14 protein-coding genes are annotated in these 14,262 nt (G+C 71.6%); all 14 read right to left on the bottom strand.

Translation table 11 applies throughout. The features are described 5' to 3' along the window. Positions 1–23: 23 nt before the first annotated feature. The 14 genes from FE633_RS04810 to FE633_RS04745 all read right to left on the bottom strand — a co-directional run bounded on the left by FE633_RS04810 (position 24) and on the right by FE633_RS04745 (position 13,949). Entirely contained in the window at positions 24–1,232 is a 1,209-nt protein-coding gene (locus FE633_RS04810) for an FAD-dependent oxidoreductase (RefSeq protein WP_138043800.1), read from the bottom strand. Between the two features lie 59 nt (positions 1,233–1,291). Next, positions 1,292–2,287 (bottom strand): aldo/keto reductase, encoded by a 996-nt coding sequence (locus tag FE633_RS04805; RefSeq protein ID WP_138043799.1) that lies wholly within the window; start codon positions 2,285–2,287, stop codon positions 1,292–1,294. A 53-nt stretch (positions 2,288–2,340) separates the two neighbouring features. Next, the gene (locus tag FE633_RS04800) at positions 2,341–2,751 is read right to left on the bottom strand and encodes an ester cyclase (protein ID WP_246113412.1); all 411 of its coding nucleotides are present in this window, start codon (positions 2,749–2,751) and stop codon (positions 2,341–2,343) included. A gap of 85 nt (positions 2,752–2,836) precedes the next feature. Then, positions 2,837–3,967 (bottom strand): 3-oxoacyl-ACP synthase III family protein, encoded by a 1,131-nt coding sequence (locus tag FE633_RS04795; RefSeq protein ID WP_171059798.1) that lies wholly within the window; start codon positions 3,965–3,967, stop codon positions 2,837–2,839. Then, a complete protein-coding gene (locus FE633_RS04790; protein ID WP_138043798.1) occupies positions 3,964–6,333 on the bottom strand; it encodes a beta-ketoacyl-[acyl-carrier-protein] synthase family protein in 2,370 nt (789 codons plus the stop codon). The genes FE633_RS04795 and FE633_RS04790 overlap by 4 nt, the downstream gene beginning before the upstream one ends. A gap of 84 nt (positions 6,334–6,417) precedes the next feature. Further along, positions 6,418–7,710, bottom strand: a complete 1,293-nt coding sequence (locus FE633_RS04785) for a beta-ketoacyl-[acyl-carrier-protein] synthase family protein (RefSeq protein ID WP_138043797.1) — start codon at positions 7,708–7,710, stop codon at positions 6,418–6,420. After that, positions 7,707–8,177, bottom strand: a complete 471-nt coding sequence (locus FE633_RS04780; protein ID WP_246113411.1) for an ApeI family dehydratase — start codon at positions 8,175–8,177, stop codon at positions 7,707–7,709. The genes FE633_RS04785 and FE633_RS04780 overlap by 4 nt, the downstream gene beginning before the upstream one ends. Beyond that, a complete protein-coding gene (locus tag FE633_RS04775; RefSeq protein ID WP_138043796.1) occupies positions 8,174–9,442 on the bottom strand; it encodes a beta-ketoacyl-[acyl-carrier-protein] synthase family protein in 1,269 nt (422 codons plus the stop codon). Before FE633_RS04775 ends, FE633_RS04780 begins: the two co-directional genes overlap by 4 nt. Then, positions 9,439–9,891, bottom strand: coding sequence for a hotdog family protein (locus FE633_RS04770; protein ID WP_138043795.1), 453 nt, complete (start codon positions 9,889–9,891; stop codon positions 9,439–9,441). The genes FE633_RS04775 and FE633_RS04770 overlap by 4 nt, the downstream gene beginning before the upstream one ends. Positions 9,892–9,935: 44 nt before the next feature. After that, positions 9,936–10,715, bottom strand: a complete 780-nt coding sequence (locus FE633_RS04765) for an SDR family NAD(P)-dependent oxidoreductase (protein ID WP_138043794.1) — start codon at positions 10,713–10,715, stop codon at positions 9,936–9,938. Then, entirely contained in the window at positions 10,712–11,179 is a 468-nt protein-coding gene (gene acpS, locus FE633_RS04760) for a holo-ACP synthase (RefSeq protein WP_138043793.1), read from the bottom strand. Before acpS ends, FE633_RS04765 begins: the two co-directional genes overlap by 4 nt. Beyond that, positions 11,151–11,564: an acyl carrier protein gene (locus tag FE633_RS04755; RefSeq protein ID WP_138043792.1), complete on the bottom strand. Its 414-nt coding sequence runs from the start codon at positions 11,562–11,564 to the stop codon at positions 11,151–11,153. Before FE633_RS04755 ends, acpS begins: the two co-directional genes overlap by 29 nt. A gap of 84 nt (positions 11,565–11,648) precedes the next feature. Continuing rightward, on the bottom strand, positions 11,649–12,614 hold the full coding sequence (gene fabD / locus FE633_RS04750) for an ACP S-malonyltransferase (protein WP_138043791.1): 966 nt from the start codon (positions 12,612–12,614) through the stop codon (positions 11,649–11,651). Positions 12,615–12,890: 276 nt separating this feature from the next. Next, positions 12,891–13,949, bottom strand: a complete 1,059-nt coding sequence (locus tag FE633_RS04745; protein ID WP_246113410.1) for a DUF6081 family protein — start codon at positions 13,947–13,949, stop codon at positions 12,891–12,893. Positions 13,950–14,262: the final 313 nt, after the last annotated feature.

Here is a 14,262-nt window from a genome sequence, read left to right as displayed (position 1 = left end):
TGTGCGGTCGTGTGCGCCATGGCTCAGTGCTGGTCCTGCAGGGCGCGCTCGCGCCAGCGGGTGCCGTAGGCGACGTGCTCCTTCTCGGCCGCGGCGAACGCGACGCGGGTCCAGGCCGCCTTCATGAGCTTGTCGCGGACCCAGACGGCCAGCGGGTTCTCCAGCGCGCCGGCCCTGCCGATGCGTGCCGCGAGCAGCTGCATGGGCGCCGTACGGGTGCGCCGCTCGGCCTCGTAACCGCGCAGCGCGCCGACGACGTCGTTCTCCGTGCTCGGGTGGCTCAGGTGTTCGGCGAGGACCAGGGCGTCCTCGATGGCCAGGCACGCGCCCTGGCCGATGTTGAAGCTCACGGCGTGCGCGGCGTCGCCGAGCAGCGTCACCCGGCCGTTGCCCCAGACGGGGTCCGGTTTACGTTCGATGACGTCGTTGCGGATGATGCTGTCCGGGTCGGTCGCCTCCAGGATGCGGGCGACCGGGTCCACCCAGCCGTGGTGCCGGGACCGCAGCATCCGCAGGGTGTCCTCCCCGGTGCCCTGGTCGCGGCCGCCGGCCGGCCCGTTCGCCACGCTCATCCAGTGCACGACGCCGGGTGCGATGTCGTAGTACGTGAAGCGGGTGCCGCGGCCGAACAGGCCGAGGAAGCTGCCGGGCGGAATCTCCTCGGGGCCCAGCTTCGCGTGGCCGCGCCAGGCGATGTAGCCGGTGTAGTGCGGCGGTTCGGGGCCGAGGAGCTGACCGCGCACCGCCGAGTGGATGCCGTCCGCGCCAATGAGTATGTCGCCGCGCTCCTCGGTGCCGTCGGCGAACCGTACGGTCACCCCGTCCGGGTCCTGGGTGTAGCCGGTCACCTCGGCGCCGGTGCGCACCGGCGCGACAAGGGCGTCGCGCATGATGCCGTGCAGCTCGGAGCGGCCGATGGCGACCGTCGGCTGCCCGTATTTGGCGACGAACTCGCCGACCGGCCAGTCGCCGATGGAGTTGCCCCGCCAGTCGGCGAACGAGCAGATGTCCTGGGCCGGAGCGGTCTTGCGGACCTCGTCGGCCAGTCCCAGATACTCCAGGGCCAGCATGCCGTTGGTCCAGATGTGCAGGCCGGCGCCGCCGTCGCGCAGCCGCGGCGCGCTCTCGAACACGGTGGATTCGATGCCCTGTTGCTGCAGGGCCAGCGCTGTGGCGATGCCGCCTATGCCGCCGCCGGCGATCAGCGCCCGGCGTATGCGCGGTGCGGACACGGTGTTCTCCTTCACGTGGGTGGGATGGTCGGGGATCGGGCGGGCGGTCCGTCGGGCGGTCAGCCGTCGAGGTGGGCCATGGCGTCGGCGGGGTAGCGGTCGCCCGCCGTGACGCCGGGCGGGGCGATGCGCTCGATCTCCGCGAGCGCGTCGGCGGAGAGGGAGACGTCGACGGCGCCGAGGTTCTCCTCCAGGTACTTGCGGCGTTTGGTGCCCGGGATGGCGACGACGTCCTGGCCCCGGGAGAGCACCCAGGCCAGCGCGAGTTGGGTGGCGGAGATACCCAGGAGCTGGGCGAGCGTCGTCAGCGCGTCCACGACGGGCAGGTTGCGCCGCAGGTTGTCCTCGGCGAAGCGCGGGGAGAAGCGGCGGAAGTCGAGGCCCTGCGGAATGTCCTGCTGGCTGCGGATGCCTCCGGTGAGGAAGCCGCGGCCCAGCGGGCTGTAGGCCACGAACCCGATGCCCAGTTCGCGCACCGTGTCCAGTACGCCGTTGGTCTCGACGTCCCGGGTGAACAGCGAGTACTCGGTCTGGACGGCGGCCAGCGGGTGCGTCGCGTGGGCCCGGCGGATGGTCCCCGCGGACGCCTCGGAGACACCGATGTGGCGGACCTTGCCCGCCGCGACCAGTTCGGCCATGGCGCCGACGCTCTCCTCGACCGGCACGGCCGGGTCGATCCGGTGCAGGTAGTAGAGGTCGAGGTGGTCGGTGCCGAGCCGGCCGAGGCTGCCCTCGACGGCTTGCTTGATGTACTCGGGGCGGCCGTTGAGGGAGCCGGTCAGCTTGCCGTCGGCGCCGATCTCGTTGCCGACCTTCGAGGCCAGGACGACCTGGTCGCGCCGGCCGCGGACGGCTCTGCCGACGAGTGCCTCGTTGGTGAACGGCCCGTACATGTCGGCGGTGTCCAGCAGGGTCACCCCGGCTTCCAGGGCCCGGTGGACCGTGGCGATCGCCTCGGCCTCGTCGGAGTCTCCGTAGCCGAAGGTCATGCCCATGCAGCCGAGTCCCTCGGCGGAGACCGTGACTCCGTCCCGGCCCAGTGTGCGTTGTTCCATCTCTGCCTCCGTGGCGGTCTGTTCGCGTGCCTGTTCTTCGGGTGCGGGGCCGGTCAGGCCGGGACGGCCGCGGACTTGAGCTCCTGCAGAACCTCGAAGAGGTTGGTCTGGTCCCAGTGCTCGGCGAACAGGCCGTCCTCGAGCCGCCAGATGTCGATGGAGTGGATCCGCACCGTGCGGTGCGTCGCCGGTATGCCGAGGAACTCGCCCTGGTGGGTGCCCACGTACTCGAAGCGGCCCGCGACGCGGTCCCCGGAGATCACCAGGTCCTTGGCGGTGGCGGTGATGTCGGGGAACGCGGCGAAGACGCCCTTCCAGAAGGTCCGGTTGGCCTCGCGGCCGTCGGGCACCACCGGGTTGTGGTCGATGTGACCGATCGTGCAGTGCGTGTCGACGCGGTCGGCGTCACGGGTGTTGACCATGGCGAGGAAGTCCTCGACGGCCGGGTGGGTGGTCATCGGCATGTGCTTCTCATCCCTCGTGTTCTGGATCTGTCGGCGGGGGCGTGGCGGAGCGGTGCGGGGCGTGGCGTGGTGAGGCGAGGCGAGGTCAGGCGGCCGCGTAGGCGGGGGTCTGCCAGGTGAGCGAGAGGCCCGTGTAGACGTAGCGGCTGGCCTCGATGCCGAGCAGGACGACCTTGTGGCCGGGCCGGATACGGCCCGACACCCAGGCGGCGTCCAGGGCGAGCGGCACGGCGGCGGAGCCGGTGGCGCCCACCTCGGCGAGGTTCTCGACGATCTTTCCGTTCAACGCCTCGTCGTCGGCGGCCGAGAGACCCGCGTCCTCGTACTCGCGGGCGAAGTAGTCCGCGTTGCCCTCGGGCAGCACCAGCGCGTCGAGGTCGCTCAGCGACCAGCCGGAGCGGGCCGTCATGTCCTGCACGGCCGTGACGAAGACCCGGGGCGAGAACGTCGTCGTGCCCGGCACGTCGACCTTCATGTCGATCAGCCGCTTGCGCTGCAGCTGCTCCTGCTGGGACACGTCGGTGCCGCCGCCGATGATCTCCATGCCGGGCTTGCGCAGGCCGCCCATGCAGGCGTTGACGAAGGCGAAGTCGTCCCGGTGACCGGCCTCGGCCGGTTCGGCCCGCAGCAGTACGGCGCCGGCCCCGTCACCGAACGTGTAGAGGGTCAGCCGCTCGCGCATACGGACCTTGAAGGGGTCCTTGCCGAGGAACATCGGGGCCATCAGCGGGGAGATCGCCTCGCTGCCGATCACCAGGGCGGTGCGCGCCGTGCCGTCGGCGAGCTGGCGTCGCGCGATGTCGAGGGCCTGGACCCAGCCGGCGCAGGCACCGCGTACCTCGATGGCGGCGCACCGTTCGAGACCGAGGTAGTGCTGCACGGTCGTGGCGACGTTCGGCAGCAGGTATTCGGGGCTCGCGGTGCACACCACCAGGAGGTCGATCTCGTCGGCGCCGACACCCGCCCGCTCCAGTGCCTGGCGCCCCGCGGCCTCCGCCATCCGGCTGTTGGAGGTCAGGTGCCTGCCGGTGACCGTGTCGATCATCCAGTGCCGGGTCTCGACCTCGATGCCCGCGAGGACGTCGTCCGGGAGCGGGCCGACGATCTTCTCCAGTGCGGCGTTGTCGATCGGGTCACCGGGGACATGGCCACCGGTGGACAGGATCTTCACGCTGAGGTTCTCGGCCGTCTCGGGGCGCACGGTGGTGCCGGTCATCGGGCGGACTCCATTCGGGAGGTCGGGAAGGGGGCGAGCACGATCGACGTGTGAGTGCCGCCGAGCGAGGAGCTGTTGATCAGGGCCGGGCCCGCCGCGGGGCCTTGCCGCCAGGAGCCGATGGCCAGGACCGCGGCCAGCTGCGCACCGGCGCCCACCGGCTCGCCGAGCGACCGCTTGGGCGTACGGACCGGCACCTCGGCGCCGGCCAGGAGCCGGCCGATGGCCGCTTCCTCCGGCCGGTCCACGGCGGCCAGGCCCGCGGCGTTGGCCCACACCCCGGTCAGCTCGCCGGGGGTGAGGCCCGCGTCCGCGAGGGCGGCTCGCATGGCCCGCTCGACTCCGTCGCCCGAGGGGTCCCAGCGGCCGATGCCGGCCGCGTCGGAGACCGTCGCGTGGGACAGCACCGCCGCGTGGACGTGCGCGCCACGCTCCCGGGCCGCTTCCGCGCGCTCCAGGACGAGGGCTATGCCGCCCTCGGCCAGGGTGTAGCGGCGGCCGGACGGCGAGCCGAACAGCGGGATGCTGCGGTAGCCGTCCAGGGCGCCGGGCGAGAAGGCGTCGGCCGCGACCACCACGATGCGGTCGGCCCGCCCGGCGCGGAGCAGATCGTGGGCGACGCCGAGCGCGGCGGCGCCCGCGGCGTGTGCCGAAGTCAGGGTGGAGGTGGGGCCCTTGACGCCCAGCACCATGGCGACCTGGCCGGCCGCCGCGTTGTGGACGGTGTTGGGGAAGACGCCGGGGTTGCCCAGAGCGGGTCCGCCGCTGAGCACCGGGAGGAAGAAGCGCTCGTTGCTGTCCACCGGACCGATGCCCGTACCGAGCACCACACCGGTCGCCGCGCGTTCGCCGGCGTCGCTCACCCCGGCGTGTTCCAGGGCGGTGCGGCAGGCGGCGACGGCGAGTTGGGAGAGCCGGTCCATGCGGCGGCGCTCCTTGCGGGTACCGGCCGCGTCCGGGTCGAACACGGCCCGGGCGACGCGCAGTCCGTCCTCGGCCGCGCCGGGCCGCGTGCCCTCGTCGAACGCCTGCCACAGGGCCTCGGCGCCGTCGCCCGCGGCGGTCAGCGCGCTGAACCCGGTGACGACCACGTCGTCGGGGCGGTGGGCGGCGGGCTCCTCGAAGACGGCTCCGGGACGGGCGTAGGCGATCGAGGCGTTGGCGCCGCCGAAGGCGAAGTTGTTGGACAGGGCGACGTCGAGGTCCATCGGGCGCCCGGTGCCGGGGACCGGGTCGAGACCGCACTGCGGATCGGTCTCCGTGAAGCCCGCGGTGGGCGGGGCGATCTGGTCGCGCAGGGCGAGTACTGTCGCGATGCCCTCGACCGCTCCGGCGGCCCCGAGCAGATGGCCGACCATGGACTTCGTACTGCTCAGGGCGGTCTTCTCGGCGGCTTCCCCGAGGGCGAGGCGGACCGCGTTGCTCTCGGCGGAGTCGTTCTTGGGGGTGCCGGTGCCGTGTCCGTTGACGTAACGCACGTCCTCGGGTGCGAGTCCCGCGGATTCGAGCGCCCCGCGGATCGCCCGGGCCGCCCCCTCGCCGTCCGGGTGCGGGGCGGTGGGGTGGTAGCCGTCGGCCGACAGCCCGTAGCCGAGGACCTCGGCGAGTACGGGCGCGCCCAGTTGCCCCGCGACCCGCGCCGAGAGCAGGACGAGCATGCCGCTGCCCTCGCCGAGCGACAGCCCGGAGCGGTCCTTGGAGTAGGGCGCGGCGGGCTCGGTGGCCAGCGACTCCAGGCTGCTGAAGCCGGCGAACGCGGTCTCGGTGAAGGCGTCGCTGCCGCCGACCAGCATGGCGTCCGCGCGGCCCGCCCTCATCACTTCCAGGGCGTGCGCCACGGCGTGGGCGCCCGAGGCACAGGCGGTGTTCACCGAGAGGACCGGGCCCTTGACGCCGAACGCGGCGCCGAGCGCCTCGGCCGCCGCCTGGGCCGGTACGAAGGTGTAGCGCCGCCAGTCGGGCTGTTCGCCCATGGCCCGTGCGCGCAGGGCGTGTTCGGCGCTGCGCCAGCCGCCGTTGCAGGTGCCGTACGCGATGCCCCAGCGTTCCGCCGGGATCTCGACGCCCGGGGTGAGCCCGGTGGCCTCCATCGCCTCCTCGGCCGCGACCAGCGCGAAGTCGACGGAGGGCTCACGGACTTCGTCGTCCGAGCTGTAACGGTGGCGGCGTGGGCGCGGGGTCTCGGTGACCTCGCCGCCGATACGGGTCTGGTAGCCGTCCATGGGCAGGCCCCGCACCGGGCGGATGGCGACCTTTCCGGTGCGGACGCCGTCCCAGAACGCTTCGGCGGAGCCCCCCTGGGAGGTGATCGCGCCGACGCCGGAGACCACCACCCGCACGACGCCGGAAGACATGTTGTTGTCCATGTGCCTGACTCCTCCTGACCTGGGCCTGCTGGTTTCGCGGGTGGGTTCCGCCGGAACGCCGTACGGACTGGGGCTCGTCACGGTCTAGGCCGGCCGGGACAGTGCCAGGGCGACGGCCTGGCCCTCGATGCCGCGGGCCAGGGCGAGGGCCGTGGCGGGGTGTGCGGCGGTGCGGGCATCGCCGCGCACCAGGTCCATGTCGCAGGCGGCGTCGGGGGATTCGAGGTGGGCTGTCGCCGGGATGTCGCCGTGGTGCAGGGCGAGGGCCGAGAACACGACGTTCAGTGCCCCCGCGCCGCCGACCAGATGTCCGGTCTGCGGCTTGACGCAGCTGACCGGCACCGACCGGGAGGCCTCGCCGAGCACGGTGCGCAGCGCCGCGGTCTCACTGCGGTCCCCGATCTTGGTCGCGGCTCCGTGCGAGGCGATGTAGCCGAGGTCGGCGGGGTTCAGCCGGGCGTCGTCGAGGGCGCGCCGCACCGCCCGGGTGAGGCCCCGGCCCTGCGGGTCCGTGGCGGGCGGCGTGCGTGCGTCGTGGCCGTTGCCGACGCCGCTCACCTCGGCGTAGATCCGGGCGCCGCGGGCGCGCGCGGCCTCCTTCTCCTCCAGGACGAGGACGGCGCCGCCCTCGCCGAGCACCGCTCCGCTGCGGTTCTGGTCGTAGGGCCTGAAGGCGGCGGCGCCCAGCTCGTTGCGGGTGGTGAGGACGCCGATGCGGTCCAGGTGCGTCATCGACCACCAGCTGGTCGCGTCGTCGTAGCCGCCCGCGACGATCCGGTCCGCCTCGCCGCGCCGGATGGCGCGGGCGGCGCGGGCGATCGCGGTGGCGCCGGCGTCGGCCGTCCCGGCGAAGAAGGCGTTGACGCCGCGGATGCCGAAGGTCTGCGAGACGTGGAAGACCGCGCCGGGCTGCAGCCCTTCGACGAAGAAGAGCGGCGGCATGATGGTGTCGGCGGTCTCGCCGAGCAGCTTCATGTCGGGGGTGCCGTCGGGGCGGCGCACGGCGCGCAGCCCCGAGATGAGCTGTCCCATCCGGCCCATCGACTTGTTGCCGCCGAGGAACAGGCCGGTGCGGCCGCCCAGTTCGTTGCTGGTGTCGATGCCGGCGTCGCGCAGGGCCAGGGTGGCCGCCGCGAGGCCGAGCTGGTCGCCGCGGTTCATGGTGTTGAGCTGGCGCCTGGAGGCGAAGCGCGCCGGGTCGAACCCGTCGATCTCCGCGCCCAGCCGGGTCTGCAGATGGGAGGTGTCGTATTCCTGGATGGGGCGGATGCCGCTGTGGCCTTCGAGGAGCGCCTTCCAGTTGGTCTCGGGCCCTTCGCCGAGCGCGGTCAGCAGCCCGATGCCGCTGATCACGACCTGGCGTCCATTGCCGCTCATCGCTGCTCCTTGAGGGAATCGGTGGCTGTGGCCGGTGCGGAGGGCCGGCGCACCACGGTCAGCGTCCGGATGGTGGCGACCGGCGTTCCCGCCACCTCCGCCGTGATCTTGAAGTGGATCGTGTCGTCGCCGTCGCGGCCGGTGAGTTCGGCGTGGATCGACACCTGGTCACCGGGCCTGACCGGTCGCCGCCAGCGCACCCGGGTCGCTTCCTTCAGGCGCCAGCCGTACGCGGCCGGCGGCGCGGCCAGGACGGCCACGTCGACGGCGGTGGCGACGAGCAGCACGCCGGGCAGGATGGGAAACCGCGGGAAGTGGGTGGCGAAGACCTCGAGGGTGTTGGGGATGTTCCGCAGTGCCACGGCGTCCACGCCGGGCCGTACCCGGACGCCGGACAGGGCGGCGTGCACGGGGTGGCCGGTGACTTGGGGGGTGACGACCCCGCTCATCGCTGTGCCGTCGCTCATCGCGCTGCCTCGTAACGGCCCACGACCAGGCTGATGTTGGTGCCGCCGAACGCGAAGGCGTTGATCAGGGCGTGCTTGACCGGCTGGTTGCGCGCGGTGTTGGGCACATAGTCCAGATCGAGCTTGCGGTCGGGGTGGGTGAGGTTGATGGTGGGGGGCACCAGCGAGTTCTGGATGGCGCCCACGGCGGCGAGCACGTTGAGCGCGGCGCCGGCCGATGTCAGGTGCCCGGCCATGGACTTGGGCGAGCTGATGACCAGGCGTGTCGCGTCGTCACCGAACAGCTTCTTGATCGCGGTGGTCTCGGACAGGTCGTTGCCGTGGGTGCTGGTGCCGTGCGCGACCACGTAGTCGATGGCTTCGGTGCCCACGCCCGCGTCGTTGACGGCGCCGGCCATCGACTCGATCGCGCCGGAGCCGTCCGGCGGTGAGTCGGTGATCCGCCAGGCGTTGAGGCTCGATCCGTAGCCGAGGATCTCGGCGTGGATGTGCGCGCCGCGGGCCAGCGCGGACTCCAGTTCCTCCAGGACGAACAGCACGCCGCCCTCGCCGAGGACGAAGCCCGACCGCTCACCGTCGAAGGGCCGGCTGGCCGTCTGCGGGTCGTCGTTGTAGCGGTCGGTGAGCGCGCCGAGCAGGCTGAAGCCGAGTACGTCCATCCAGGAGGTCAGCGAGTCGTAGCCGCCGGCCACCATCAGGGTGGCGTCGCCCTCCTGGATGGCGCGGAACGCCTCGCCGATGGCATGGCCCGAGCCGGAGCAGGCCGTACTGACCCCCATGAGGGGACCCGTCGCGTCGATCAGCCGCGCGATCGCGGCGGCCGGCACGTTCTGGCTGAACTCCAGTGTCTGGGACGGCGAGTAGGGGATGAACGCGTTCTCGTCGCCGGTGCTCTCGCGCAGTTCGCCCACGTCGAGCAGCCACTGCAGTCCCGGCCTGCCGACGCTGGCGCCGACGGAGACACCCATGTCCTCGCTGTCGTACGTGTCGCGGTCGACACCCGCGTCGCGCAGCGCCTCCTGGGCGGCCGCGAGCCCGAACTGTCCCGGCCGGGACAGATGCCGCAGGCCGACCTCGCGCGGCACCAGGTCCTTCAGCCGGAAGTCCTTGACCTGCCCGGCGATCCGTACCTGGAACCCCTCGGTCTCGATGGTCGTCAGTTCCCCGACGCCGCTGCGGCCGGTGGCGAGGCCGTCCCAGGTCGTGGGGGCGTCGTTGCCGAGCGGGGTCACCGCCCCCATTCCGGTGATCACTACACGCTTCATCGCAGCACCTCCGTGCGCAGCAGTTGCCGGCCCATCAGCTCGGTGTCCGCGGGGTCCTCGAGCTGGTCGCTGGCGAGCGCGGCGCACATCACGCCGGTGGCCTCCAGGACCGTGCGGTCGCCGACCCGCACGGTGCCGTCCAGGGTCACGGCCGTCTCGTCGAACGAGACGAACCGGACATCGAGATCGAGTACGTCGCCCGGCAGCACTTCGTCGTGCCACCGCACGTTCGCGGCACTCGCCAGCGCGGCGCGCCGCTTGTAGCCGGTGCTCAGGAGCAGGAGCCAGGTGCCCGCCTGGGCGAGTGCCTCCAGCACCAGCGCGCCCGGCATCACGGGGCCGTGCGGCGTGGGACTCCAGTACGGCTCGTCGGCGGTGGTGACCTTGTGGCCCCGCAGACGCGCCCCGGACTCCCAGTCGTCGATCTGGTCGATCAGATGGAATCGCATGGGTCGTCTCCCTCCCTCTCCTTTGGCTGCTTGGGCTGGTTGGGCTACTTCGGCCGGCCGAGGCCGAGTTGACCGGCCCAGCCGCCGTCGACCCGCAGCAGCTCACCGGTGATGTACGAGGAGTCCTCACCGGCCAGGAAGGACACGGCGCCGGCCACCTGCTCGGCCGTCGCGAACTCCCGGAAGGGCAGCTGGCGTTTGATGGTCTTGCCGCCGTCCTTCTCCAGCAGGCCGCCGATCAGGTCGGTGGCCGTGAAGCCGGCGAGGACCGCGTTGACCCGGACGTCGAAGCGGGCCAGTTCAATGGCGGCCGCGCGGGTGAAGGCATTCACCCCGCCCTTGGAGGCCGAGTAGTTGGACTGTCCGATCCACCCGCCCTCCCCCATGACCGAGGAGATGTTGATGACGTTCCCCTCGCGCTGTGACATGAAGTGCTCGGTCACGGCGCGGGTGCAGTGGTAGACCCCGCCGAGATTGACCTTGATCACCTCCCACCAGTCCTCGGCGGGCTGGTCGTAGAGGAGTCCGTCCTGGGCCACCCCGGCGTTGTTCACCAGGATGTGCAGGCCTCCGAGGCCGTCCGTGCCGTCGATGGTGCGGCGCACCAGCTCCGCGGCCTCCTCGGCGTCCGACACGTCGGCCGCCAGGGCGACGGCCCGGCCGCCCCGGGTGGTGATCTCCTCGACGACGCGCTCGGCCTCGTCCTTGCGGGAGCGGTAGTTGACGGCGACCGCGGCGCCGTCGGCCGCGAGGCGGAGCGCGATGGCCCGCCCGATGCCTCGGGAGCCACCGGTGACCAGGGCGACCCGGCCTTCGAGCGTCATGACTCGTTCTCTCCTTCGGGCGTGCACACCAGCAGTGCCTGGGCCATGGCGAGACCCGCGCTGTGTGTCATCGAAATGTCGAGTTGCTGCATCCCCAGCCGGGTCGCCGTCGCGGCGACCTCGCCGTACAGACGGGCCCTGGGGCGGCCCGCGACGTCGTTGACGACCTCGATGTCGGTCCACTCCATGCGGGGCCCCATGCCGGTACCGAGTGCCTTGAGTACGGCTTCCTTGGCGGCGAAGCGTGCGGCCAGATGGACGCCGGGGTGACGTCTGCGCCGGCAGTAGGCCCACTCCCTCGCGGTGAACACCTGCTCCCGGAACCCGGGGTCGGCGAGCGTCAGCTCCTCGATCCGGGCGATCGCGATCACATCCGTGCCGACACGGATCCGTGGCAGGCGGGGGCGGCCGTCGGCCGGCCGCCCCACCGCTGCCTCACGCCGCGGCAGCGGCGACGGAGGCACGTTCGGCGACCAGGTCCGTCAGGTTCTGCACGGTGAAGAGGGTCAGCACCTCGTCGGCGACGAGCTTCCCGGCGAGCGCGTCGGTGTCGATCTGCGGCAGAACCTGCTTGAGCTGGGCGAGTCCGGTGGCGGTGATGACGTCGTCCTCGGTGGCGAACTCCTCGTCGGGTATGCCGCCCTGGATGATCTCCGTCAGGTCGGCCATCTTGATCTTCACACCGGAGGTGCGCTCGATCCGGAACAGGATGTCCAGCAGATCGATGGACTCGGCGTCCAGGTCGCCCAGGAGCGTGGCATCGGGCACGACCTCCTCGGTGTCGAGGCCGAGCGCCTCGGCGATGGCCTCCTGCACGATGCCGCTGAGTTCGTTCGCGTTGTTCGCCATGGGGGTACTCACCTTTTCTTGATCGGAGAATGTCGTACGGACAGTTCGTACGGATAAAACGGATCAGGCTGGTTCAGGGGTTGTTCAGGCGGGTACGGGCGCGGCGGGCGCAAACACGTCGACCAGCGAGCCGAGGCGCCGCTCGTCGCCGGAGCTGCGTACCCGTGCGTCCGGGTCGGTGCGGCGGACCAGGCCGCTCAGCACCCGGCCGGGCCCCACTTCGGTGTAGGTCTCGACGGGGAGCTGCTGGGCCCTGCGCACCACGTCCACCCAGCGGACCGGGCCGCTGAGCTGACGGCGCAGCAGTTCCCGTGCGTGCTCGCCGTCGCGCAGGTAGTCACCGGTCACCGAGCTGATGACGGGGAGCACCGGGTCCGCGAAGGTGTGGGCGTCCAGTTCGGCGGCGAACTCGCCTTCGATGGCGTTCATGAGCGAGCAGTGGAAGGGGGCACCCACCTTCAGCGCCACCACCTTCTCCGCTCCCGCGGCCAGCGCGGCACGGCCCGCGGCCTCGACGGCTTCCGCCTCCCCGGAGAGCACGGTCTGCAGCGGTTCGTTGAAGTTGGCCACCTCGACCAGGCCCGTCTGCCCGGCCTGGTCACAGATCTGGATCACCTGCTCGGCGGCCAGTCCGAGCACGGCGGCCATCGCGCCGGGCCGCTGCCGGGCCACCTCCGCCATCAGCCGGCCGCGTACCTGAACGAGGCGCAGCGCCGACTCGGGCTTCAGGACCCCGGCGGCCACGAGTGCCGCGTACTCACCCAGGCTGTGCCCGGCCACGGCGTCGGGCGCGCAGCCCGCCTCACGGAGGACCTGCCAGGTGGCGAGGCTCGTCGCGAGGATCGCGGGCTGGGTGATGTCGGTGGCGGCGAGTTCCTCGGCCGTGCCGGTGGTGCAGAGCGCGGAGAGGGGGATCCCGAGTGCGGCGTCCGCGGCGGTGAACACCTGCCGGGCGGCGGGGTGCCGCTCCAGCAAGTGACCGGCCATACCGGCCCGTTGAGACCCCTGCCCCGGGAACATGACCAGGTCGGCAGAGCTGTTCGAGTTCATCAGTGGAGATCCTTCGGTACCTTGTGGCCGGCCTCGCACGGCGCGGCCCGGCAGAGAGTGCGGGGCCGTACGGCGTGCCGTGTCCGGTGGGGGTCCAGCCCCTTCGCGGGCTTTTTCGGTGACACCGATGCGATCGGGCGGGTGCGGTCCTGTACGGCTGCGATCGGGCGGGTGCGGTCCTGTACGGCACTGCCCTTCGAACTTAGGCGGACGGTCCGGCCGTGCCCAGCCTGTCCAATGTGCAGGGGGCATGCCTCCTTAGAGGCATCGGGGCGGTCAACCGACCTTGATTTTCAGGCTGTTGGCGCGCAGGTCGACGCCCTGGCCCCAGAGCCGGCTGCCGGCCTTGCTGGTCTCGTCCACGAAGGTCTGGGCGGCCGGGGCGCCCTGGCGCGGGTTGTAGTAGAAGCCGTCGGTCGAGTCGAGGCGCACCAGGCCGCGTCCCTCCGTGCCGGCCCCGTCGAGCATGCTGAACGAGCCGAGACCGCAGGTGAGTTGCTTGGGACGGACGGCTTCCTGGGTGCCGCCGTGGTCGATCTGGAGGTACTTGCGGTCCAGCTCCATGGTTCCGATCTTGTTCACCGTCAGCACGGTGGTGCCGTTCAGCTTCCACTGGGCCCGGGTGCCGCCGTTGTCGACGACGACCTTCGTGGTGACCCAGGCACCCTTGGTGATCTTGGCGACGGGCACGGCGTAGGTGAAGGCGGCGTAGCTGGTACCGGGGAAGCGCAGCCGCTCGTAGAAGGCGTAGACGGTGTTGTTGGTGATGTGGAAGTCCAGCACCATGCCGGTCTGCAGGTCCGCCGCGACCATGCCGGCCGAGCCGAGCCTGATGTCACCCTGCGGGTCGCTGACCGCGCTGCCGAAGGGGTGCTTCTCCATGTTCCGTGTCTGGACCGACACGTTGGCCTCGCAGGACCACTGCCCGGTCGCCGGGGTGTCGTAGCCGGGGTAACCGGTGGTGCCGTTGTGCCGGGGGTAGGCCAGCCACTTCATGTGGTCCTTGTCGCCACCGCCGCCGGCCGCCTGCTGGCCCGTGGTGTAGGCGAAGGCGGGCTCGCCCGTATTCGGATCGGTGCCGGTCGGCACCACCTTCAGGCCCTGCGACGAGGTGGTGGCGATACCGTCCGCGGCCTTGACCCCCGCGTTCTCGAACAGTTGCCACCTGCCGTAGTCCGATGTGTCGAACCCGTTCACGAAGGTGTCCTGGAAGACGGGCTGCGTCTCCTGGTTCTGGCGGGCGGCGGCCGCCGCCTGGGTCGCGGGTGCGGCGGCAAGGGCGAGTACGAGCGCCGCGGCGCCGCACACCAGTCTGTTCTTCCAAGTCGAGCTCATGGTGATCTCCTCGTGTTTGTCGGTGATGAACCCCATCGTGGTGACGGCTCGTAAAGGCCGGTGCAAAGGTCGCTTGGGGTCCGTTTTTGGACTCGTTTTTGGGGTCTGCACGGGGAGGCAGGGGGCCCGCTTGGAGTCCCCTTGGATGCGGCTCGGAGTCCGCGTGGAGTCCGCATCGAGTCCGCTCGGAGTCGGCTCGGAGTCGGCTCGGAGTCGGCTCGGAGTCCGCGTGGGAGGGCACTTCGAGGCAGCTTTGATCCGGCCTTGAACGGCGGAGGGCACCGTTGAACGCCTTACCACTGCCAACTCCGAG

Origin of the sequence: Streptomyces montanus (genome assembly GCF_005786655.1) — a bacterium.
In the GTDB taxonomy this organism is placed as follows: domain Bacteria; phylum Actinomycetota; class Actinomycetes; order Streptomycetales; family Streptomycetaceae; genus Streptomyces; species Streptomyces sporangiiformans.
Note: the sequence above shows the minus strand (reverse complement) of the source record. Positions and strands in the feature narration are given on the sequence as shown.

Bases quoted from the DNA above. Each gene is read 5' to 3' on its own strand.
- FE633_RS04775 (WP_138043796.1), bottom strand. From the start codon at position 9,442: ATGAAGCGTGTAGTGATCACCGGAATGGGGGCGGTGACCCCGCTCGGC.
- FE633_RS04805 (WP_138043799.1), bottom strand. From the start codon at position 2,287: ATGGAACAACGCACACTGGGCCGGGACGGAGTCACGGTCTCCGCCGAG.
- FE633_RS04765 (WP_138043794.1), bottom strand. From the start codon at position 10,715: ATGACGCTCGAAGGCCGGGTCGCCCTGGTCACCGGTGGCTCCCGAGGC.
- fabD (WP_138043791.1), bottom strand. From the start codon at position 12,614: ATGAACTCGAACAGCTCTGCCGACCTGGTCATGTTCCCGGGGCAGGGG.
- FE633_RS04780 (WP_246113411.1), bottom strand. From the start codon at position 8,177: ATGAGCGACGGCACAGCGATGAGCGGGGTCGTCACCCCCCAAGTCACC.
- FE633_RS04790 (WP_138043798.1), bottom strand. From the start codon at position 6,333: ATGGACAACAACATGTCTTCCGGCGTCGTGCGGGTGGTGGTCTCCGGC.
- FE633_RS04785 (WP_138043797.1), bottom strand. From the start codon at position 7,710: ATGAGCGGCAATGGACGCCAGGTCGTGATCAGCGGCATCGGGCTGCTG.
- FE633_RS04800 (WP_246113412.1), bottom strand. From the start codon at position 2,751: ATGCCGATGACCACCCACCCGGCCGTCGAGGACTTCCTCGCCATGGTC.
- FE633_RS04745 (WP_246113410.1), bottom strand. From the start codon at position 13,949: ATGAGCTCGACTTGGAAGAACAGACTGGTGTGCGGCGCCGCGGCGCTC.
- FE633_RS04770 (WP_138043795.1), bottom strand. From the start codon at position 9,891: ATGCGATTCCATCTGATCGACCAGATCGACGACTGGGAGTCCGGGGCG.
- FE633_RS04795 (WP_171059798.1), bottom strand. From the start codon at position 3,967: ATGACCGGCACCACCGTGCGCCCCGAGACGGCCGAGAACCTCAGCGTG.
- FE633_RS04755 (WP_138043792.1), bottom strand. From the start codon at position 11,564: ATGGCGAACAACGCGAACGAACTCAGCGGCATCGTGCAGGAGGCCATC.